17 protein-coding genes and 4 pseudogenes are annotated in these 19,299 nt (G+C 58.7%); 16 read left to right on the top strand and 5 right to left on the bottom strand.

Annotation, left to right across the window (positions count from 1 at the left end; genetic code table 11):
• Window positions 1-9: 9 nt before the first annotated feature.
• From FNA46_RS17705 to FNA46_RS17695, 3 genes are all read left to right on the top strand, one after another.
• Window positions 10-762 carry an SDR family NAD(P)-dependent oxidoreductase gene (locus FNA46_RS17705; protein ID WP_143126531.1) on the top strand — a complete coding sequence of 251 codons (753 nt, stop codon included), beginning with the start codon at window positions 10-12 and terminating at the stop codon, window positions 760-762.
• Window positions 763-973: 211 nt separating this feature from the next.
• Complete coding sequence (locus FNA46_RS17700) at window positions 974-1,999, top strand: TRAP transporter substrate-binding protein (protein WP_143126530.1); 1,026 nt, start codon at window positions 974-976, stop codon at window positions 1,997-1,999.
• A gap of 272 nt (window positions 2,000-2,271) precedes the next feature.
• On the top strand, window positions 2,272-4,152 hold the full coding sequence (locus FNA46_RS17695) for a TRAP transporter large permease (protein ID WP_143126529.1): 1,881 nt from the start codon (window positions 2,272-2,274) through the stop codon (window positions 4,150-4,152).
• Between the two features lie 103 nt (window positions 4,153-4,255).
• Here the strand turns inward: FNA46_RS17695 and FNA46_RS17690 are convergent.
• Both FNA46_RS17690 and FNA46_RS17685 read right to left on the bottom strand, forming a co-directional pair.
• Window positions 4,256-4,504: pseudogene (locus tag FNA46_RS17690) on the bottom strand (DDE-type integrase/transposase/recombinase); the annotation flags it as partial.
• 591 nt (window positions 4,505-5,095) lie between these two features.
• Window positions 5,096-5,380, bottom strand: a pseudogene (locus FNA46_RS17685) (IS3 family transposase); the annotation flags it as partial.
• 92 nt (window positions 5,381-5,472) lie between these two features.
• On the opposite strand from FNA46_RS17685, the pseudogene FNA46_RS17680 reads away from it, so the two are divergent.
• Together FNA46_RS17680 and FNA46_RS17675 are read left to right on the top strand one after the other, a co-directional pair.
• A pseudogene (locus FNA46_RS17680) lies at window positions 5,473-5,649 on the top strand (IS3 family transposase); the annotation flags it as partial.
• A gap of 48 nt (window positions 5,650-5,697) precedes the next feature.
• A pseudogene (locus FNA46_RS17675) lies at window positions 5,698-6,127 on the top strand (tyrosine-type recombinase/integrase); the annotation flags it as partial.
• A gap of 326 nt (window positions 6,128-6,453) precedes the next feature.
• On the opposite strand, the gene repC reads toward FNA46_RS17675, so the two are convergent.
• The 3 genes from repC to repA all read right to left on the bottom strand — a co-directional run bounded on the left by repC (window position 6,454) and on the right by repA (window position 10,117).
• A complete protein-coding gene (gene repC, locus FNA46_RS17665; protein WP_143126528.1) occupies window positions 6,454-7,692 on the bottom strand; it encodes a plasmid replication protein RepC in 1,239 nt (412 codons plus the stop codon).
• Window positions 7,693-7,849: 157 nt separating this feature from the next.
• Complete coding sequence (repB, locus tag FNA46_RS17660; protein ID WP_143126527.1) at window positions 7,850-8,842, bottom strand: plasmid partitioning protein RepB; 993 nt, start codon at window positions 8,840-8,842, stop codon at window positions 7,850-7,852.
• 84 nt (window positions 8,843-8,926) lie between these two features.
• Window positions 8,927-10,117 (bottom strand): plasmid partitioning protein RepA, encoded by a 1,191-nt coding sequence (gene repA / locus FNA46_RS17655; protein ID WP_143126526.1) that lies wholly within the window; start codon window positions 10,115-10,117, stop codon window positions 8,927-8,929.
• Window positions 10,118-10,496: 379 nt separating this feature from the next.
• Between repA and traI the strand changes: the two genes are divergently transcribed.
• From traI to trbH, 11 genes are read left to right on the top strand one after another with little or no spacing between them, the layout of a single operon-like run.
• Window positions 10,497-11,123, top strand: a complete 627-nt coding sequence (gene traI, locus FNA46_RS17650; protein ID WP_143126525.1) for an acyl-homoserine-lactone synthase — start codon at window positions 10,497-10,499, stop codon at window positions 11,121-11,123.
• 2 nt (window positions 11,124-11,125) lie between these two features.
• Window positions 11,126-12,097, top strand: a complete 972-nt coding sequence (trbB, locus tag FNA46_RS17645) for a P-type conjugative transfer ATPase TrbB (RefSeq protein ID WP_143126524.1) — start codon at window positions 11,126-11,128, stop codon at window positions 12,095-12,097.
• The gene (locus FNA46_RS17640) at window positions 12,087-12,467 is read left to right on the top strand and encodes a TrbC/VirB2 family protein (protein WP_143126523.1); all 381 of its coding nucleotides are present in this window, start codon (window positions 12,087-12,089) and stop codon (window positions 12,465-12,467) included. The genes trbB and FNA46_RS17640 overlap by 11 nt, the downstream gene beginning before the upstream one ends.
• A complete protein-coding gene (locus FNA46_RS17635) occupies window positions 12,461-12,748 on the top strand; it encodes a conjugal transfer protein TrbD (RefSeq protein ID WP_143126522.1) in 288 nt (95 codons plus the stop codon). The genes FNA46_RS17640 and FNA46_RS17635 overlap by 7 nt, the downstream gene beginning before the upstream one ends.
• 9 nt (window positions 12,749-12,757) lie before the next feature.
• Window positions 12,758-15,214 (top strand): conjugal transfer protein TrbE, encoded by a 2,457-nt coding sequence (locus FNA46_RS17630; protein ID WP_143126521.1) that lies wholly within the window; start codon window positions 12,758-12,760, stop codon window positions 15,212-15,214.
• A 16-nt stretch (window positions 15,215-15,230) separates the two neighbouring features.
• Window positions 15,231-15,989: a P-type conjugative transfer protein TrbJ gene (gene trbJ / locus FNA46_RS17625; protein WP_425468776.1), complete on the top strand. Its 759-nt coding sequence runs from the start codon at window positions 15,231-15,233 to the stop codon at window positions 15,987-15,989.
• A complete protein-coding gene (gene trbK, locus FNA46_RS17620; protein ID WP_143126519.1) occupies window positions 15,983-16,159 on the top strand; it encodes an entry exclusion protein TrbK in 177 nt (58 codons plus the stop codon). The genes trbJ and trbK overlap by 7 nt, the downstream gene beginning before the upstream one ends.
• Before the next feature lie 4 nt (window positions 16,160-16,163).
• Window positions 16,164-17,342: a P-type conjugative transfer protein TrbL gene (gene trbL / locus FNA46_RS17615; RefSeq protein WP_143126518.1), complete on the top strand. Its 1,179-nt coding sequence runs from the start codon at window positions 16,164-16,166 to the stop codon at window positions 17,340-17,342.
• Window positions 17,343-17,363: 21 nt separating this feature from the next.
• Window positions 17,364-18,026: a conjugal transfer protein TrbF gene (locus FNA46_RS17610; protein WP_062428114.1), complete on the top strand. Its 663-nt coding sequence runs from the start codon at window positions 17,364-17,366 to the stop codon at window positions 18,024-18,026.
• A 16-nt stretch (window positions 18,027-18,042) separates the two neighbouring features.
• Window positions 18,043-18,855, top strand: a complete 813-nt coding sequence (gene trbG, locus FNA46_RS17605; RefSeq protein ID WP_143126517.1) for a P-type conjugative transfer protein TrbG — start codon at window positions 18,043-18,045, stop codon at window positions 18,853-18,855.
• Between the two features lie 3 nt (window positions 18,856-18,858).
• Window positions 18,859-19,296: a conjugal transfer protein TrbH gene (gene trbH, locus FNA46_RS17600; protein WP_143126516.1), complete on the top strand. Its 438-nt coding sequence runs from the start codon at window positions 18,859-18,861 to the stop codon at window positions 19,294-19,296.
• The last annotated feature ends 3 nt before the right edge of the window (window positions 19,297-19,299 follow it).

Below are 19,299 nucleotides of genomic sequence, written 5' to 3'. Positions count from 1 at the left end.
GAAAGGCTCATGAGCCTTCTGAAGGGTAAATTTGCCGTTGTAACGGGCGCCGCATCGGCACGCGGCCTCGGAAAGGCCACCGCAAGACTGTTCGCGGACCATGGCGCGACAGTTGCCATCCTCGATCTCGATGCGGCGGCCGCCAAGACTGCTGCAGCCGATCTCGGGGCTCAGCACGTCGGTCTGGCCTGCAATGTCACCGACAAGGCGGCCTGCGATGCGGCCGTTGCCGAATTGCTGACGCTGTGGGGCCGTATCGACGTTCTCGTCAACAATGCCGGCATCACCCAGCCACTGAAGATCATGGATATCGGCCCGTCGAACTACGACGCCGTGCTCGATGTCAATCTGCGCGGCACGCTCTACATGAGCCAGGCCGTCATTCCGGGCATGCGCGAGCACAGGTCGGGCTCCATCGTCAATCTCAGCTCGGTCTCTGCGCAACGCGGCGGCGGTATTTTCGGCGGACCGCACTATTCGGCGGCAAAGGCCGGCGTTCTCGGCCTGACCAAGGCCATGGCCCGTGAACTGGCTCCCGCCAACATTCGCGTCAACGCCATCTGCCCCGGTTTTATCGCGACCGATATCACCGCCGGCAAGCTGACGCCGGAGATGCTCGACAAGATCGTTGAAGGCATTCCGATGGGCCGGGCTGGCGAAGCCTCTGACGTGGCGGGCTGCGCCCTGTTCCTGGCCTCCGATCTGGCCGCCTACTGCACAGGCACGGAGGTCGATGTGAACGGCGGCTCGCTGATCCACTGACCGCGGTGGCTCAAGGCAGTCGCGGCCTCGGCTGAGGCATCAACCGGCTTCGCGGAGCCGGCCATGCCCTACCGCGTGGCCAGCGACGGAGACCAGACTTTTTGATCGTAACGCAGGTGTTCGACGGCGGGAGACGAGGCCGTCGAATGGTGAACTGCATGCTTTGGTCTGCCTGATACGGCGGGCCACACGGATCCATGGGAGAGGACATATGAAAGACATCGCATTCGCCATGAAGCGCCGCACGCTGATGACCGGCGCGCTGACCTTGCCGCTGCTGACGGTGCTGAAGCACCCTGCCTCGGCGGCCGAATTCACCCTTAAATACGCGACTGGCCAGGATCCGACGCATCCCGTCAACATCCGCGCCAAGGAAGCCTTCGACCGCATCCGCGAGGCGACATCCGGCAAGGTCGAGATCAAGCTTTATCCGGCCAACCAACTCGGTTCCGACACCGATCTTCTCGCGCAGGTCCGCAACGGTTCGGTCGACTTCTTCAACCTGTCCTCGCTGGTTCTGGCCACCTTCGTGCCGCTGTCCGGCATCACCAGCCTCGGCTTTGCCTTCAAGAATTATGACCAGGTCTGGCAGGCGATGGATGGCGAGCTTGGTGCGCATATCCGTGAGATGATCGGCAAGACCCCGATCTTTGCCATGTCGAAGATATGGGACAACGGCTTTCGTCAGATCACCTCGTCCACGAAGGAGATCAAGACACCCGACGACCTGAAGGGCTTCAAACTGCGCGTTCCGCCGGCGCCTGCCCTGACATCCCTGTTCAAGGCACTGGACGCGGCACCGTCGCCGATCAACTTCAACGAACTGTACTCGGCTCTCCAGACCAAGGTCGTCGAAGGCCAGGAAAATCCGCTGGCCATCATTTCCACGGCCCGCCTCTACGAGGTTCAGAAAAGCGTCAGCCTGACCAACCATGTCTGGGACGGATACTGGGTTCTGGGCAACAAGAATTCCTTCGCCCGTCTTCCGAAGGACCTGCAGGACATCGTCGCGCGCGAACTGGATCGTTCGGCGCTCGACCAGCGCGCCGACATTGCCCGCCTCAGCGAAAGCCTGAAGGCGGATCTGAAGGGCAAGGGCATCAACCTTATCGAGGTCCAGCAGGACGATTTCCGCAAGGTGCTCGCCTCGACCAGCTTCTATGCCGACTGGAAGCAGAAATACGGTGAGGATGCCTGGAAGAGTCTGGAGAAGGTCTCCGGCCCGCTCGGCAGATAGAGGATTGCCGTCCCGCCGCGCCGCGCGTGCCGGGGGCACGGAAGGAGGACGGGCCCCAGATGATACCCGGTTGCCGCGATGGGGAGCGCTGCAGCCGAAAACATTCACCGGGACGGGTTCATTCCGCCGGTGAGACGCCGATCGGCATGTCAATGCGGGATGCGCACCGGCATGCCCACGAGACACGAAGCCGCCGTGTAGCCCGCATCGCGATGCGCGTCACCACGGGCACGACAGGCAGGCATTTGCGAGACGAAGGGAGGAAATTGGCCATGACAGCCCAACATTATCATGAAACGGACATCCAGCCTGTCGCACCGGCCGGGATCGCCGCGCTGGCGGCCGGCGCTGAAAGGATCATCGGCCTGATGGTCGAAATTCCTGCGGCCCTGCTGCTTCTTGCCGAGGTGGTGGTGCTGATGATGGGCGTAATCTGGCGCTATGCGCTGCATCAACCGCTCATCTGGTCCGACGAGCTCGCCGGCATCCTGTTTCTCTGGCTGGCCATGCTGGGCTCGGTCGTTGCGCTCCGACGTGGCGAACACATGCGCATGACCGCCATTGTCGGCGCCCTGCAGCCGCAGTGGCGCTCGCTTCTCGATCTTGTCGCGATCGCTGCAGCCTTTGCCTTCCTGTTGCTGACGGTTACGCCGGCCTATCATTTTGCCGCCGAGGAAGTCTGGGTCACGACGCCGGCGCTTGAAATTCCCAATGCCTGGCGTGCTGCTGCACTGCCCGTCGGCATCTTCTTCATGCTGCTGATTGCAACACTGCGCCTTCTGCAGAAGGGAAACTGGGGTCAGGTCATCCTGGCGCTGGCGGGTGTCGCCATCGTGGTCGCAGCCGTCACACTGATCGGGCCGGTGCTGAGCGGGCTCGGCAACTGGAACCTGCTGCTCTTCTTCGTGCTTGGCGTCGGCGCCATGGTATTTCTCGGCGTTCCGATTGCCTTCTCGTTCGGGCTGGCCACGTTCGGTTACATCGCCTCCACCACCACGACGCCGACCATGGTCGTCATCGGCCGCATGGATGAGGGCATGAGCCATATCATCCTGCTCGCGGTGCCGCTGTTCGTTCTGCTCGGCCTGCTCATCGAAATGACCGGCATGGCCCGCGCCATGGTCGGCTTTCTTGCCAACCTTCTCGGCCATGTGAAGGGCGGGCTTTCTTATGTTCTGATCGGTGCGATGTATCTGGTCTCCGGCATCTCGGGCTCCAAGGCCGCAGACATGGCCGCGGTCGCGCCGGCGCTGTTTCCGGAAATGCAGAAGCGGGGCGCCAAGCCGGGAGATCTGGTCGCGCTGCTGTCGGCCACCGGCGCCCAGACAGAAACCATTCCCCCCTCCATCGTTCTGATCACCATCGGTTCCGTCACGGGCGTCTCGATCGCTGCCCTCTTCACCGGCGGCCTGTTGCCTGCGGTGATCCTGGGCCTCACGCTGGCGGCCGTTGTCTGGTGGCGTTATCGCCACGAGGACCTGTCCAGCATCCGCCGCGCCAGCTGGAAGGAGATCGCCGCAAGCTTCATCATCGCGCTTCCGGCAATCGCGCTGCCGTTCCTGATCCGGGCCGCCGTGATCGAAGGTGTGGCAACCGCAACGGAAGTCTCGACGATTGGCATTGCCTATACCGTGCTGGCCGGTCTCCTGATCTACCGCCGGTTCGAGTGGAAGCGGATCTATCCGATGCTGGTCGATGCCTCCGCTCTGTCGGGCGCGATCCTGCTGATCATCGGTGCCGCCACCGCGATGGCCTGGGCCCTGACGCAATCCGGCTTCTCCACCGAACTGGCGGAGGTCATGCGTGACATGCCGGGCGGCGCCATGACCTTCCTTGCGGTCTCCATCGTCGCCTTCATCATTCTCGGCTCCGTTCTCGAAGGCATACCGGCGATCGTGCTGTTTGGCCCGCTTCTCTTCCCGATTGCCCGCGATGTCGGCGTGCATGAGGTCCACTATTCCATCGTGGTGATCCTCGCCATGGGCATGGGTCTGTTCGCCCCGCCCTTCGGCGTCGGCTATTACGCCGCCTGCGCAATCAGCCGCATCACGCCGGACGAGGGCATGAAGCCGATCGTCGGCTACATGATCGCACTGCTGGTCGGCCTGATCATCGTCGCCGCCATTCCGTGGATCTCGATCGGATTCCTCTGAGGTTTTGCAGCTCGGAGGCCAAGCCGGGCTGCACTTTTCCTGAGGCTATGGGTAGCGTCGCCTTAATCTAGCTTGGGATGCGGTAGTCGTCTCAGCCTTAATTTCACGCACCAATCGACGAAGCGATTTCCCGCCATGTGCCGATGGCATGGGAGCGAAGCTGGCGATGATGTGCGGCGGTGACGTATTGTCGGCGAAGTAGGAAAATATTGGCGATCTGGCCATGGGTTGAGACGAAACGCTGGCATTACCGGACCGACTTGAAGCGCATCATGCGCCGCTCCCGTCGTCGCACGGGAAGATGTGAATTCTCGGCGCGGTTGTTGATACCCTTATGTGACCAATGCTCGACGCACGGAGTATTGCGCCGCCTTAGGATGATATCCACCTCGTTTCGTCGCTTCCAGGCATTGTTGCCTCCGGACCGGAGCGTTTCCCTGACGCTGCCCGCAGACAAGAGGCCTCCGCCGCCTTTCACCAAGAAAAATTCGAGCTTTATCAGGAACTGCAAAATGTGCAGTAACGTATCGGGACCTTCATAGCCAAGTGCCTTCACGACCCGTCCGGACCGGTGAACAATATCTACCCAACCTTACCCCCCGATATTGGAAGTGCCGTTCTCATAGGGAGAACGATTCAGAAGTTTTTGCGTGGCCTGGAAAGCTAAACCTTCTAATGGATTACGATCCCGACTTCCGTCTCGACATTCATAAATTCAAGCACTTAACCTGTAGTCAGCTGACTACACAAGATCGAGTCCCGGGAAGTGGTGTAGCTGGATTTCATAGCTATCGGTGACTTCCGGTAGGGTCGGGTTGCTTATGACCAACCTGAGGGACACCGCCGATGACCGACGACATGATGGACCTACACTCCCTCGTTGAGAAAAGTGCTGATGCCGATTTGCTGCGTGTGGCATGCTGCCGGTTTTTCGGACGCCGAGTTAGGCTAATCCCACCTTGTTTTCAAATTCCATAGGGCTGAGGTAGCCCAGCGTCGAATGGCGACGCTTTGGATTGTAGAAGCGCTCAATGTAGTCGAACACGTCCGCCTTTGCATCGTCCCTGGTCCTGTAGACCTTGCGAGCTGTCCTTTCCGTTTTGAGTGATGAGAAGCAGCTTTCCATCGCGGCATTGTCCCAGACATTGCCGGATCGGCTCATCGAGCACGTGATGCCGTGATCGGCCATGAGACGCTGGAACTGCTCGCTTGTGTATTGGGCAGATTCAACCGGTCGCCACAACACCCCCAACTTGGAGGTGTTTATGGTGACGGGAAGACGGACGTCGGAGCGATCAACGCAGCGCAAATTGTCCTCGCCAGGTCATCCATCGCCGAGGACCATGGCGCAACTTCGAAGCCGTGGAGTTCGCCACGCTGGAATGGGTCGACTGGTTTAACCAGCGACGCCTTCTGGAGCCTATCGGCAACATACCGCCAGCCGAAGCAGAAGAACGATATTATGCCATGCTGGACGCGCCAGCCATGGCCGCATAACTTAAACCAAACGGTCTCCGGCAAAGCCGGGACGGTTCAGCCTGACACGATTCGCCTCCCCTTCCCTTCCTGTCCATTTATCTTGGTCGCACGAAGACCAGTGGAGCGGAAAACAACGAAATTGCCTGTCTTAGCGGCCAGCGCCATTGAGGCGCTGAACGCGCTAGCTTGAAGTAGCGCGGATCGACAAAGGTGCAATCTTCCGGGCCATCGATAGATGGGGCAATGTTTCCAAGCGGCGCTGGATCCGAAGTTGATCAACGACATAGTCAAGCAGCGCGCCAAGCTGGCTGGTCTCGATCACACCGAATTTTTGCCCCATACGCTGCGCTCTGGCTATCTGACAGAAGCGGCCAATCGTGGCGTCCCTCTGCCGAAAGCCATGGAGCAGTCATGGCATCGTTCCGTACAGCAAGCCTCAGAATGTTACATCAGCGCGACGCGGCGGAGCGGCAAAGCCGCAAGGCTCGTTGGCTAGCCGACCTGAACCCCATCGAAATGGCGTTCTCAAAGCTCAGGCGCTCTCACGAAAGCGAGCCGCCAGAAGCTTTGATACTATTTGCCCAAGCGCTCGGCGACATCAACGCTCTCTCTTCTCGGTTACCGAATGCCGGAACTTTTTCAAAGCCGCAGGATCTGAGGCAAAATAGATGCCACACCCTTTAGACAGGCCAGCACTATCGCATCCCACCTCAACTCCTCTAACAATCTGTTTTTATGACATAAATCCCCAAAAAAAACGGCTGACAAGGTTCCTCGTCGGGACCATGGGGACGATTATCGGCGAGCGCATCAACCTGGCTTCTAGCAAGCGAGCTTCTCCGTCGATCCAGCGGCTCTCAGGAGCGCCATCAGCATCGGTCCGAGAGTGAATTCTCCATCTTGCGCACGTCTTGTCAGGTCCCGAAGGTAGCCACCGGCCGAGTTGATCATGTTTGATCTCTCGAGAATGCACGCCATCGCCACCGCGGCACTCTCCGGCCCCATAGCGTCGCAAGCATCCTCGTAGGCCGATGGGCTAACGCCCAGCATCGATCGAACAACTATTGCCGCCGCCTGCAGATCACGCCAATGGTCAATCTTGCCGCCCGGTCCATAGTCGATCATCTGCGGGCAGGCACGCAGCACCATGGTCAGGGGAAACACCTTCATTGGATCAGTATGACGAGCTGGAGTCGCACTTCGCCCCAATTGTGGAGCCAACCTCGACTTTTCGTCCTCCTCTTTTTCAGAGGCAGGTTCAGATTCACTTATGGATTCGGTATTTGAATTCTGTATGTGGCATCCGTTTCGGCTATCATTGCTAGCCATTTTCCTGGCATCTAGTAGGATTTCCAAACGATTGACGATCTCTTCCCGCAAGAGGGACATCTCATCGAGCGCTGCTTCGACCTCGGCGCGACGCGCATTGCGTGGGAGCCGCGCCAAGATGTCGACATAGAGAGCCTCAATGGCTCCCCAGTCGCCACTGGCATTCTCTTCGAGAGCGGCCGAAATCAGCTTGCGCACGTCACGTCGGCAGATCGTTAGGGCTTCCTTTGCGCGCTTAAATCGCATGCGTTCTGCTGCTACTTCCTGGGAAATCGCGGCTATCTCAGTTGCACGTGCTGCAAGCGGAGCAAGATCGAAACCAAAAGCCTGCTCGATTTCTCCATCGAGATTGCGATGGGCGTAGCGTTTCCCATTAGGGCTGTCGCGTCTCTGTATCAGGCCGGCGTTCACGAGTGCCGACAGCTGCCGCCGCAACGTCGTGCCAGTGATGCCATGAGCGCGCAGAGAAAGCTGCGCGTTAGAGGGAAAGACGACTAACGTTTGTTCAGGGTCCAGTTCACCGTCGGGATGGAAGGAAAGAAGGGCGTCCAGGACAGCAAGGGCTCTATCCTGGAGTCCAAAACGCACACGAGCTTCGCTGATGTCACGAAACACCTTCCATTTATCAACTCGACGCGTTGATTTAGACGCCCCGACGTCAAGCTGACCTTTCACCAAAGCAAGCGTCATTGATCGCCGCCCAAAGGGCGTCGTCACATGTCCCATCTGCATTTCTCTCTCACCTTTCTTTAGGCAAAAGAACTCCGCTCACCAAATCGGTGCCAAAGACTCTTGACTGTGATTCCGGGAAATGCGATTCTCGATCTTGCTAAGGATAACGAGAGAGGCTTCCACGGTTTACCGTTTGGGGGCCTTTTTCTTTTGCGGTTTAGTCTCCATCAGTGTTGGGCTTTGACCGCCTGTACTCGTCGTACAGATGATCCATTTGGCTCGAAAGCCAGTCGCTGAAGGGTTTCGCTTCCACGCTCGAAAGCTCGATCGCCACCTTCTTCGACTTGGCACTCATTGAGAAACTCAAAGACTTGTCATTTGACATCCAAGACTTATTGGATTCGACAGGCTTCAGAGTTTTAGCGGAGGACTTGGCTTTATAGCGCTTCAGGTAGCCGTGAAGCGCATCAAACCGCTTTTCCTCCGGGATCGTCAGAAAATCAGGCGTCGCAGCGTGATCGGTGGCCACCCGACGCAGGGCAGGGGCAAGCAGCATTTGTCGCAAGCTTAACCATTTGTCTCTGCCGATCTTTTTGGAAGCTCCAAGCACCTTGATGACAGGCTCAGGGACGGTTTCGATTACTCCAAGCATCTTGGAAAGCATCGCTTCGTCAATCGCCAGCGACGATCTGACGACATCCTTTCCCATCCCGGCTGCAATTAGATTCTGTGCGAAGTATGCCCGCTCAATGAAGGACAGGTTCGAGCGTGCAGAGTTCTCCTGGCCCTGTGCGATGGCCGACGTAATGTCATCTAGCTTCTTGACGACCGCCTTGACGGGGATACCTAGTTCCTCGGCAACTCTCCGGCGGCGATGTCCGAACACGACCATGTATCGCTGGCCGTCCCCAATGGGGCGCACGAGGATCGGCGTGGTTTGCCCGGCAGCTCGTATTGCCGACTTTAGCTCCTGATACTCTTCGTCGTCGTCGGAAAGTCGGTCAGCTACCAGTGAAACGTCAAGCGATCGCGGATCTAAATCCACGATCACTTCACCTTCCATAAGCTTTTTGGTGTTCTCCGCGAGATCCTCTATTGACCGCACGACAGTCTTGGCAGCACCAGTCATAGCGTAGCCAGGCTTCACCGGCGACTTTCCAGCAGGAATGGACGAGAGATCTAGTTTTGCGAAAGGGTTCTCACGTGACATAGCGGTCTCCCCTTGTGCTGTTCAACTCCGATAAGAGATTGATCCGCCGATAAAAAGCTGGAAAAAAAACGGCTGACAAGTTCATCACTTTCGCCCCCACACGCTGTGGATTAACTCCACGATCTCGCCGTTTGTCGAGTTAAGGCTCTCAATTGCTCGATCGTATGTCGATCGCACGAAGTCTCCGCGCTCAACCTCATACAACGTCTGCTTCTTGATCGAGGCATCTGAAATCGCGGTTGACTTGAGCACATGATTTCTCAGCATATGCTGAGCAAACATTGACTGCATAAAGCCAACCATCTGAGCCTGCGGAATATCGGTAGGCTCGAACCGCGTGACAAGATAGCGAAACCACTCGATTCGGATTTCTGCTCCAGCCTCCGCCACTGGGGTCAATATACCACCGAGCATCATCAGAAACTGGCTCATCGACATGATATCCAGCATCTGAGGGTGGATCGTGATCAAAATGCCCGTTGAGGCCATAAGGGCCGTAATTGTCAGATAACCCAGCTGAGGAGGGCAGTCGATGACAACGACGTCATAACGGTCGTCGACGGCCTTCAGCGCATTGGCAATCCGCATATGGAAAAGCCGGCCTTCGTCACCTTTTTTCGATGAAATCGCGAGCGGGACGTCATATTCATATTCCTGTAGAACCAGGTTCGCCGGGACAACGTCGAGGCCCGGAATGTTGGTGGGCTGAATGACCTCCTCAATAGATTTCTTCCCTTCATCGAAGCGAAGAGCTTCATAGAGAGAGGAGGTCTCATCGAGCTCGGGCTGGATACCAAATAGCGAAGTCAGGGATGCCTGGGGGTCGAGGTCGATGGCGAGGACACGGTGGCCGGTCAAAGCAAGATACTGCGCAAGATGGGCTGCCGTCGTCGTCTTGCCACTTCCACCTTTGAAGTTCACGACAGAGACGACCTGCATGGGCTCGCCGGGACGTCGCTTTGGGAGATAATATCGCTTGTCCGACTTTTTGTTCGCCTCGAGGTATTCCCGAAGTTCCAGCATTTGAGCAGCTGTATAGAAGCGGCGACCACCGACTGACTCAATTTCCGGGCCTTTTCCCTCGGAATGAATCTGTCGAAGATGGCTCTGAGTTACCCCCATGAAATCGGCGACCTCGCCGATCTGAAATTTGCGAAGTCCCTTCCGGGCGTCAGGCGGGTACTGCTGGCTACGCAGCATATGCAGAGCGCCCGAGATCTTCGAACCCTGCTCGGCGATTTCCAGATCAAAACGGTTCGGCTGCGGCTGGCTCATTTTGCAAACTGTTTCCTGAGTGGCTCAACTTTCAAAAAAATGGCGCTTTGGCCATAATTTTCGCAACTATCTCCCGATTCTGAATACCCCGCAAGGAATTTAAAGTTAACAAAGTCTCAACATGTCAGCTCCAGCAGGAATCGCTAATGGATAAATTCTCATTTTTCCACGCAAATTCAGCGACGTAACCCAATGCAAGGCTCTCACCAAAAAGGCGATTACCCATATTTTTGCTGGTTCGTGACTCACTCGCGTGACCCAACTTCCTTCGGGTCTAGCAGTTAGAAGTGGCGTCGGCAGCTACCACTTTTGGCAGTAGATCGAACTTCTCAGCACCGGCAAACCTCCTTGCGTCACCAACGCAAGGGAGATTTGCTCGATGCGCGTCGTCGCCATCAAGAACCCACAGAACGAAGCTGAACAGTGCCTCATTCACGAAATGCACCGGCTCCGTGCGCGCGTTTTCCGCGGCCGACTGGCTTGGAAAGTCCGTTGCACATCAGGTCTTGAAATAGACAGCTTCGACAAGCTAAGCCCGACATACATCCTTTGCCTCGACCGCACAGGGACAGTGATTGGATGCGCGCGCCTGCTGCCAGCCGCAGGCGGCACGATGGTGGAACAGGTGTTCCCTCAGCTCCTGGGCACCGAGAAACTCCCAAAGCACAATCGGGTGATCGAAAGCTCCCGGTTCTGCGTCGATACAAACGCCGCTGCCGAGCGGGAGCAGGCGGGCCTCCACTCGGCGACCCTCGCCATGTTCGCCGGTATCGTCGAGTGGAGCATTCTGCATGGCTATCAAGAAATCGTAACCGCCACGGATGTCAGACTCGAGCGCATCCTCCGTCGGGCAGGTTGGCCGCTAAGCCGCCTCGGCCCACCTGCCCAAATCAACGAAACGAAGAGCGTCGCCGGTCTGCTGCCCGCAAACTGGGTGAGCTTCGATCGACTTCGCCCCAGCATCTATTCGTCGAGCTTCTCACTCCATCGACAGGAAGCGGCCTGATCATGCTTAGCACCCCAAACCGCTCACTCCCTCGCCTCGTCAGCAAGCTGCAGAACGCACTGGGAGATCATCTGTGCATTGCGCTCGAAGACCCGAGTGTCGTTGAGATCATGCTCAATCCAGATGGTCGTCTATTCATCGAGAGGCTTGGCCACGGCATGACAGCCGCTGGCGAGATGACACGCTCGGCCGCCGAGACCGTTATCGGAAGCGTCGCCCATGTTTTGAACTCCGAGGTCGACGATGCTCGGCCGATCGTTTCGGGAGAACTGCCGATCGGCGGGCACCGTTTCGAGGGATTGCTGCCACCGGTGGTTTCCGGACCATCTTTCACGATCCGTCGTCGCGCGTCGCGTCTCATACCGCTTGATGACTATGTATCCAGCAAGGTGATGACTGCAAAGCATGCGGAGGTCATTCGAAGCGCCATTGCCTCTAAGCTTAACATTCTCGTCGCCGGCGGCACCGGCTCGGGAAAGACGACCCTCACCAACGCGATCCTGGCGGAGATCATATCGAGCTCTCCCGATGATCGGCTCGTCATTCTGGAAGACACAGCCGAGATCCAGTGCGCCGCGGACAATGCAGTCAGCCTTCACACCAGCGACGCCGTCGACATGTCGCGTCTCCTGAAAAGCACGATGCGCCTTCGGCCGGATCGGATCATCGTCGGCGAGGTCCGCGATGGTGCAGCGCTGACCATGCTGAAGGCCTGGAACACCGGGCACCCAGGAGGGGTCGCAACGATCCATTCAAACAGCGCACGCTCCGCACTCCTGCGTCTTGAGCAACTGACCGCCGAGGCCAGTCACCAGCCTATGCAGGCTGTCATCGGAGATGCGGTCGATCTGATCATCTCGATCGAACGAACGGCCAAGGGCCGGCGCATCAGCGAAATCCTTCATGTCACCCGCTTTGCAGGCGGCCAGTACCAGACCGAACCATATGCAGAGGAAAACTGCGATGCAGCATAAGAGATCACTCCTGCCTCTTGCCGTGATGGCCCTTTCTATCGCAGCCGTTACTTCCCCCGCTTTCGCCAGTTCAGGCGGGAGCCTTCCATGGGAAGGACCTCTCGAACAAATCCAGGAATCCATCACCGGCCCAGTCGCAGGCTACATTGCTCTTGCGGCTGTCGCGATCGCCGGCGGCATGCTGATCTTTGGCGGCGAGCTCAACGATTTCGCCCGCAGGCTGATGTATGTCGTTCTGGTGGCCGGCATTCTGCTTGGCGCCACAACCATCGTCGGCCTCTTTGGCGCCACCGGTGCATCGATCGGCCTGCCAACGGATCAAGTCACGCAAGTTGTTTCAGATGATGAAGCGGGGGAGGGGGCATCGTGAGCCTCCAACGCAATCGCATTCATCGCGCGCTGTCGCGTCCAAACCTCCTGATGGGCGCCGACCGCGAGCTTGTGCTGATCACCGGGCTCGCCGCCGTGATCCTGATCTTCGTCGTCCTGACGGTCTACTCGGCGCTCTTCGGTGTGGCCGTCTGGATCGTGCTTGTCGGCCTGCTTCGCATGATGGCCAAGTCTGACCCGCTGATGCGGCAGGTCTATGCCCGTCACATTTCCTACAAATCCCACTACCGGCCGACGGCCGCGCCGTGGCGAAGATACTGAGGTGTCCTGATGGTTGCCCTCAAACGATTCCGCGCGACCGGTCCCTCGTTCGCTGATCTGGTTCCATACGCCGGCCTGGTCGACAACGGCGTCCTGCTTTTGAAGGACGGTAGCCTGATGGCAGGCTGGTACTTCGCGGGTCCGGACTCCGAAAGCGCCACCGACCTCGAACGCAATGAGCTGTCTCGTCAAATCAATGCGATCTTGTCGCGTCTGGGGACGGGCTGGATGATTCAGGTCGAGGCCATCCGTGTGCCGACAGTCGACTATCCCACGCCGGACCAGTGCCATTTCCCGGACCCTGTCACCCGCGCGATCGATGCGGAGCGCCGGGCCCATTTCGGGCGGGAGCAGGGGCATTTCGAGAGCAAGCACGCGATCATTCTCACCTACCGACCGCTCGCGTCGAAGAAGACAGCGTTATCCAAATACATCTACTCTGACGAGGAGAGCCGCAAGAAATCCTATGCGGACACTGTCCTGTTCGTGTTCCGCAACGCGATCCGGGAAATCGAACAATACCTTGCCAATACCCTGTCGATTGCTCGCATGCAGACTCGCGAAGTCCGTGAAAGGGGAGGGGAGCGGGTAGCCTGCTATGACGATCTCATGCAATTAGTTCGTTTTTGCATTACGGGGGAGAGCCATCCGGTTCGCTTGCCCGAGGTTCCGATGTATCTCGACTGGCTGGCGACGGCGGAGCTCGAGCATGGGCTGACGCCGAAGGTCGAGAATCGGTTCCTCGCTGTCGTCGCCATCGATGGCCTGCCGGCCGAGAGCTGGCCCGGCATCCTCAACAATCTCGACCTGATGCCGCTGACCTACCGCTGGTCGTCTCGTTTCATCTTCCTCGATGCGGAAGAGGCGCGCCAGAAACTCGAACGCACGAGAAAGAAGTGGCAGCAGAAGGTTCGCCCTTTCTTCGACCAGCTTTTCCAGACCCAGAGCAGATCGGTCGATCAGGATGCCATGGCGATGGTCGCCGAGACCGAGGACGCCATCGCTCAGGCGTCGTCCCAGCTCGTCGCTTACGGCTATTACACCCCGGTCGTCATCCTCTTTGATGAGGACCGTGACGCTCTGCAGGAAAAGGCGGAAGCCATCCGCCGGCTCGTCCAGGCAGAGGGGTTCGGAGCGCGCGTCGAGACCCTGAACGCGACAGATGCGTTTCTCGGAAGTCTGCCGGGGAATTGGTACGCTAATGTCCGTGAGCCGCTGATCAATACAAGCAACCTGGCAGATCTCGTCCCGCTCAACTCGGTATGGTCGGGTAGCCCAGTGGCGCCGTGCCCCTTCTATCCGCCGAACTCGCCACCGCTGATGCAGGTGGCTTCGGGATCGACGCCGTTTCGTCTCAACCTGCATCTCGACGATGTCGGCCACACCCTGATCTTTGGACCGACAGGCTCGGGCAAATCGACCCTTCTCGCTCTGATCGCAGCGCAGTTCCGCCGATATGAGTTCGCCCAGATTTTTGCCTTCGACAAAGGTAATTCGCTCCTTCCCCTGACGCTGGCTGCCGGCGGCGATCACTATGAGATTGGCAACGACCAGAGTGGGGAGGTGAAAGCGCTGGCGTTCTGCCCGCTCTTCGACCTTTCGACGGATGGCGATCGCGCCTGGGCGACCGAGTGGATCGAAACGCTTGTCGCCCTGCAGGGCGTTACCATCACACCCGACCATCGCAATGCAATCTCACGCCAGATCGGGCTGATGGCGACAGCACCCGGAAAGTCGCTATCGGACTTTGTCAGCGGCGTGCAGATGCGCGAGATCAAGGACGCACTCCATCACTATACCGTCGACGGCCCGATGGGTCAGCTTCTCGACGCGGAAGAGGACGGGCTGACGCTTCGAGCGTTTCAGTGCTTCGAGATCGAGCAGCTCATGAATATGGGCGAGCGTAATCTGGTGCCCGTTCTCACCTACCTCTTTCACCGGATCGAGAAGCGGCTCGATGGCTCTCCGAGCCTCATCCTCCTCGACGAAGCCTGGCTGATGCTCGGGCATCCCGTGTTCCGCGACAAGATCCGGGAGTGGCTGAAGGTGCTCCGCAAGGCCAATTGCGCCGTTGTTCTGGCGACGCAATCCATCTCCGACGCCGAGCGTTCCGGCATCATCGACGTGCTGAAAGAATCCTGCCCGACCAAGATATGCTTGCCGAACGGCGCTGCGCGCGAGCCAGGCACGCGCGAGTTCTATGAGCGGATCGGGTTCAACGAGCGCCAGATCGAGATCGTCTCAAGCGCCATCCCCAAGCGCGAATACTATGTCGCGACACCGGACGGCCGTCGGCTTTTCGACATGTCGCTCGGGCCGGTAGCGCTGAGCTTTGTGGGCGCATCCGGAAAGGAAGACCTGAAGCGGATCCGCTCGCTGAAGGCGGAACACGGCGAGGACTGGCCTACCCATTGGCTCGAATCAAGAGGAGTTCACGATGCCACGTCGCACCTCAACGCCCAGTAACTGGATCGTCGCAACGATGACTGCGGCAATCGCGCTGTTGCCGATTGCTTCCGTCCATGCGGGCTCTGCAACGGGCGCTGCCACCGAATGGACGCAGCTCGCCAACAATGCTCAGCTCATCGATCTTCTCAAAAGCTCTGGCCTGCAGGTCGATAACCAGCTGACCCAGATCACGCAACTCGCAGAGCAGATTCAGAACCAACTGAAGATCTATGAGAACATGCTGCAGAACACAGCGCAGCTCCCTGATCATATCTGGGGCCAGGTCGAAAGCGATCTCAACCGTCTGCGAAGCATTGTTGATCAAGGGCAGAGCATATCGTTTTCGATGGGCAATGCAGACGATGTCCTTCAGCAGCGGTTCAAGAGCTATGCGGACCTGAAAACCAACCTGCCTAATGCCGAGACATTCTCGAACACCTACCAGTCCTGGTCAGACACGAACCGGGACACGATCGGCAGCACGCTGAAGGCGGCGAGCCTGACGGCGGATCAATTCGATACCGAGGAGGGTACGATGAGTTCGCTGCGATCAATGTCGGAGTCGGCCGACGGCCAGATGAAGGCTCTCCAGGTCGGACACCAGATTGCCGCCCAGCAGGTTTCCCAGATGCAGAAGCTGCGTGGTCTTGTCTCGCAGCAAATGACGATGATGGGGACATGGCTCCAAACCGAGCAGACGGACAAGGACCTCGCACAGGCCCGGCGTGAGAAATTCTTCAAATCAACTGCGCCCTCAACATCCGGCGGCGAGAAAATGAAGGTGGAATGGTGAGAACGAAGCTGATCCTGACCATCCTCGCCGCAGTGATCTCTGTTGGAGGAACAGGCCTGTGGTTCCTGATCTCAGAGAGACAGGGAGCGCGAGAGCGGCACGAAAAGTTCTTTGGGTCGACGAAGGAGTATCCGACGTCGGGCGGCGAGAAGATGAAGATCGAGTGGTAATCGCATGACCTCTGAACTCAAAAAGATCAGGGTCATTGCGGTGCTCGTCGCATTCATCGTCGTGTCGTTCCAGCCCGCGATTGCGCAGGAAGGGTCGGTCCTGACAGCCCTTCAGAACGAGATCACCACTGCCGCCAAGGGTTGGGAGACCACCGTCATGGATGCGGCAAGGTCGCTGTTCTGGATTCTCGCAGGGATCGAAATCGGTATTGCTGCTGTCTGGCTGGCGCTTCAGGCCGCGTCGCTTGACAGCTGGTTTGCTGAACTGGTCCGGCGCATCATGTTCGTAGGTTTCTTCGCCTTCGCTCTCGCACAGGGACCAACCTTCGCGAAGGCGGTCGTCGATAGCCTGTTTCAGATTGGCGCTGGTGGAGGTACGGCTTCGCCAGCGGATGTGTTCAATGCTGGACTGGCCGTTGCGACCAAGATGTCAGAAAAGGTGCAGTTCGGACTGTTCGAGGACAATGCGCTTGCCATCTCGGCCGCTTTCGCGATGGTCGTAACGGTGATCGCATTCTCGCTCGTTGCCGCGATCTTCGTGTCGGTGATGGTCGAGATGTATCTTGGCCTGCTCGCCGGCATGATCATGCTGGGACTTGGCGGTTCATCGTTCACCAAGGACTTTGCCGTCCGCTACCTGATCTATGCGTTCTCGGTCGGCATGAAGCTCATGGCTCTAGTCATGATTTCGCGGATCGGCTCCGAGGTTCTGATCGGTCTTGCGAACCGGCCCGACGTCGGGGACCAGTTTCAGACCGCATTGGCGATCGCCGGGATCGCGGTCGTGGTCTTCATCATCGCCATGTACGTCCCGAACATCATCCAAGGAGTCGTTCAAGGCGCGTCTGTTTCTGGCGGGATGGAAACTATCCGCCATGGGGGGCAGGCCGCTTCATTTGCACTTGGAGCAGCGTCGCTCGCGGCGGGGGCTGTGGGAGCCGGCGCCGCTGCGGCTCAGTCAGCGCGCGCAGCAGGCTCTTCATTTGCCGGCGCAGCACTTCGCGGCATGGGCTCCGGGATCGGGTCGGCTGGAAAAGCAGCCGGATCGGCTGCCAAGGAAAAGGCGATCGGTTCGCCCGGAGCCTATGCCGGCTCGATCATGGGGCTCGCCAACGCCAAGCTCGACGAGAGCCGCACCGGTCAATACGGCCCCAAGACGCCACCCGAACGAAACGACAAGTAATCATCAGAAAGGCGACAAGCGATGGCAGCAAACCGGCCGCCCGACAGCCCTTACCTTGCCGCGCGGCAGGAATGGACGGAACGATATGGATCCTATGTCCAGGCCGCCCGCGCATGGCGGATCGTCGGCATTCTCGGACTTTCGATGGCCGTGATCGGCTTCACCTATGCCATGTATCTCAGCACACAGGTCAAGCTGGTGCCCTACATCGTCGAAGTCGATAAACTCGGCACGTCGGTGACAGCAGGCTTCCCCCAGCAGATCGAGTACGCCGATGCCCGGGTCGTTCGCGCAACGCTCGGCAACTTCATCACCAGCCTGAAATCGATCACGCCGGATGCCGTGGTGCAAAAGCAATACATCGATCGGACCTATGCGCTGCTCAGGACATCCGATCCTTCCACCCAGAAAATCAATGCCTGGTTCCGCGGCAACTCGCCGTTCGAAAAGGCCAAGACATCGACCGTTGCCATCGAGGTCAACAACATCGTGGCGCTCTCCAACCAGACCTATCAGATTGATTGGACCGAGTATGAACGCGACCGCAAGGGCAAGGAGACCGGCACGAGGCGGTTCCGCGGCATCGCGACGGTCGCACTCACCGCGCCGCAGGACGAGGCGATTATCCGGCTCAATCCAATCGGTCTTTATGTCCAGGACTTCGACTGGACTGCACAGCTTTAAGGGCAGGGGAATTCACATGCACAGAACAGGATTGATCGCCGCCGTCGGCTGCATGGCCGGGCTCGCCCTTGCGGATTGCGCAATCGCGCAAAGTATGACGTCGAACGAGGTGAAGGGGACCAACATCTCGCGGAAGTGGCGGGGAACGCCGGGTCTGGTCACAACTGGACCGGATGGCAAGGTCATCTTTCTGTTTGGCGAGACCCAGCCCTCCGTGGTTTGCTCGCCGCTTCAGGTCTGCGACATCGAGCTGCAAGGCGGAGAGATCGTCCGCGACGTGCTTGTCGGTGACACGGTCCGGTGGAAGGTCGAACCTGCGACGTCAGGGGCAACCAGCGGGCAGGCGATCCATCTGATCGTCAAGCCGTCGGAGGCCGGCCTCGTCACATCGATGGTCGTCACGACGTCGCGACGAACCTATCATATCCAGCTCAAATCCCATCCCAGCCAGTACATGGCCCGGATCGGCTTCGAGTATCCGGAGGATGTGTCGACCAAGCTGGCTGACATCAATGCCCGGCTCGAGACCGTTGGAATTCCCGGAGCGGCTCCGGACAAACTGAACTTCTCCTATTCGGTCAGTGGCGGCGCATCGTGGCGGCCGAAGCGCGTCTATTCCGACGGCGCCAAGACGTACATCCAGTTTCCCCGATCAATCTCTGGCCAGGACGCTCCGGTGCTGTTCGTCGTCAGCGGTGGCCAGAACCGCATCGTCAATTATCGCATGAAGAACGACATGATGATCGTCGACTACGCCGTCGACAAGGCTGTGCTCATCTCCGGGGTTGGCTGGCGCCAGCAGAAGATCACCATCCGGCGGGGAGGCTGACCGATGAACAAGACCATCGCCGCCATCATTATCACCGCGGTTCTTTCCGGTTGCCAGACTGCAGATGAAACGCTGACCACCAGTTCCACGCCGATTTCTGTCACTGGCGCCACCGCGAGCGCGATCGCCGGCGACATGGCGAGCCGCCTTGCCGAACAGGTGGGCCCGGCCGGCACCACGACGCTCAAAATGGACAAGGACACCTCAGAATATGCCGCAGCGCTCGAGGCCGCATTGAAGGGATGGGGATACACGGTCATCGCCGACGGGAAAGTCGGCAAGGATCAGAAGCCGGTGGAGGTTGCGTGGTCGATCGACAGCTTCGACGGACAGGTCCTTGCACGGATCAGCACGCCGGCGATTGCGCTCGGTCGCGCCTATACCGCGACATCAGCCGGCGCGACACCGGCAAGTCCGCTCTCGATCATGCAGCGAAACTGACGG

The organism is Affinirhizobium straminoryzae (genome assembly GCF_007004135.1).
Taxonomy (GTDB): domain Bacteria; phylum Pseudomonadota; class Alphaproteobacteria; order Rhizobiales; family Rhizobiaceae; genus Neorhizobium; species Neorhizobium straminoryzae.
This window is presented reverse-complemented; position numbering and strand designations above follow the sequence as displayed.

Coding starts and splice junctions, on each gene's coding strand:
- FNA46_RS17705 (WP_143126531.1), top strand. CDS start 10: ATGAGCCTTCTGAAGGGTAAATTTGCCGTTGTAACGGGCGCCGCATCG.
- FNA46_RS17700 (WP_143126530.1), top strand. CDS start 974: ATGAAAGACATCGCATTCGCCATGAAGCGCCGCACGCTGATGACCGGC.
- FNA46_RS17695 (WP_143126529.1), top strand. CDS start 2,272: ATGACAGCCCAACATTATCATGAAACGGACATCCAGCCTGTCGCACCG.
- repC (WP_143126528.1), bottom strand. CDS start 7,692: ATGCAGATGGGACATGTGACGACGCCCTTTGGGCGGCGATCAATGACG.
- repB (WP_143126527.1), bottom strand. CDS start 8,842: ATGTCACGTGAGAACCCTTTCGCAAAACTAGATCTCTCGTCCATTCCT.
- repA (WP_143126526.1), bottom strand. CDS start 10,117: ATGAGCCAGCCGCAGCCGAACCGTTTTGATCTGGAAATCGCCGAGCAG.
- traI (WP_143126525.1), top strand. CDS start 10,497: ATGCGCGTCGTCGCCATCAAGAACCCACAGAACGAAGCTGAACAGTGC.
- trbB (WP_143126524.1), top strand. CDS start 11,126: ATGCTTAGCACCCCAAACCGCTCACTCCCTCGCCTCGTCAGCAAGCTG.
- FNA46_RS17640 (WP_143126523.1), top strand. CDS start 12,087: ATGCAGCATAAGAGATCACTCCTGCCTCTTGCCGTGATGGCCCTTTCT.
- FNA46_RS17630 (WP_143126521.1), top strand. CDS start 12,758: ATGGTTGCCCTCAAACGATTCCGCGCGACCGGTCCCTCGTTCGCTGAT.
- trbJ (WP_425468776.1), top strand. CDS start 15,231: ATGACTGCGGCAATCGCGCTGTTGCCGATTGCTTCCGTCCATGCGGGC.
- trbK (WP_143126519.1), top strand. CDS start 15,983: ATGGTGAGAACGAAGCTGATCCTGACCATCCTCGCCGCAGTGATCTCT.
- trbL (WP_143126518.1), top strand. CDS start 16,164: ATGACCTCTGAACTCAAAAAGATCAGGGTCATTGCGGTGCTCGTCGCA.
- FNA46_RS17610 (WP_062428114.1), top strand. CDS start 17,364: ATGGCAGCAAACCGGCCGCCCGACAGCCCTTACCTTGCCGCGCGGCAG.
- trbG (WP_143126517.1), top strand. CDS start 18,043: ATGCACAGAACAGGATTGATCGCCGCCGTCGGCTGCATGGCCGGGCTC.
- trbH (WP_143126516.1), top strand. CDS start 18,859: ATGAACAAGACCATCGCCGCCATCATTATCACCGCGGTTCTTTCCGGT.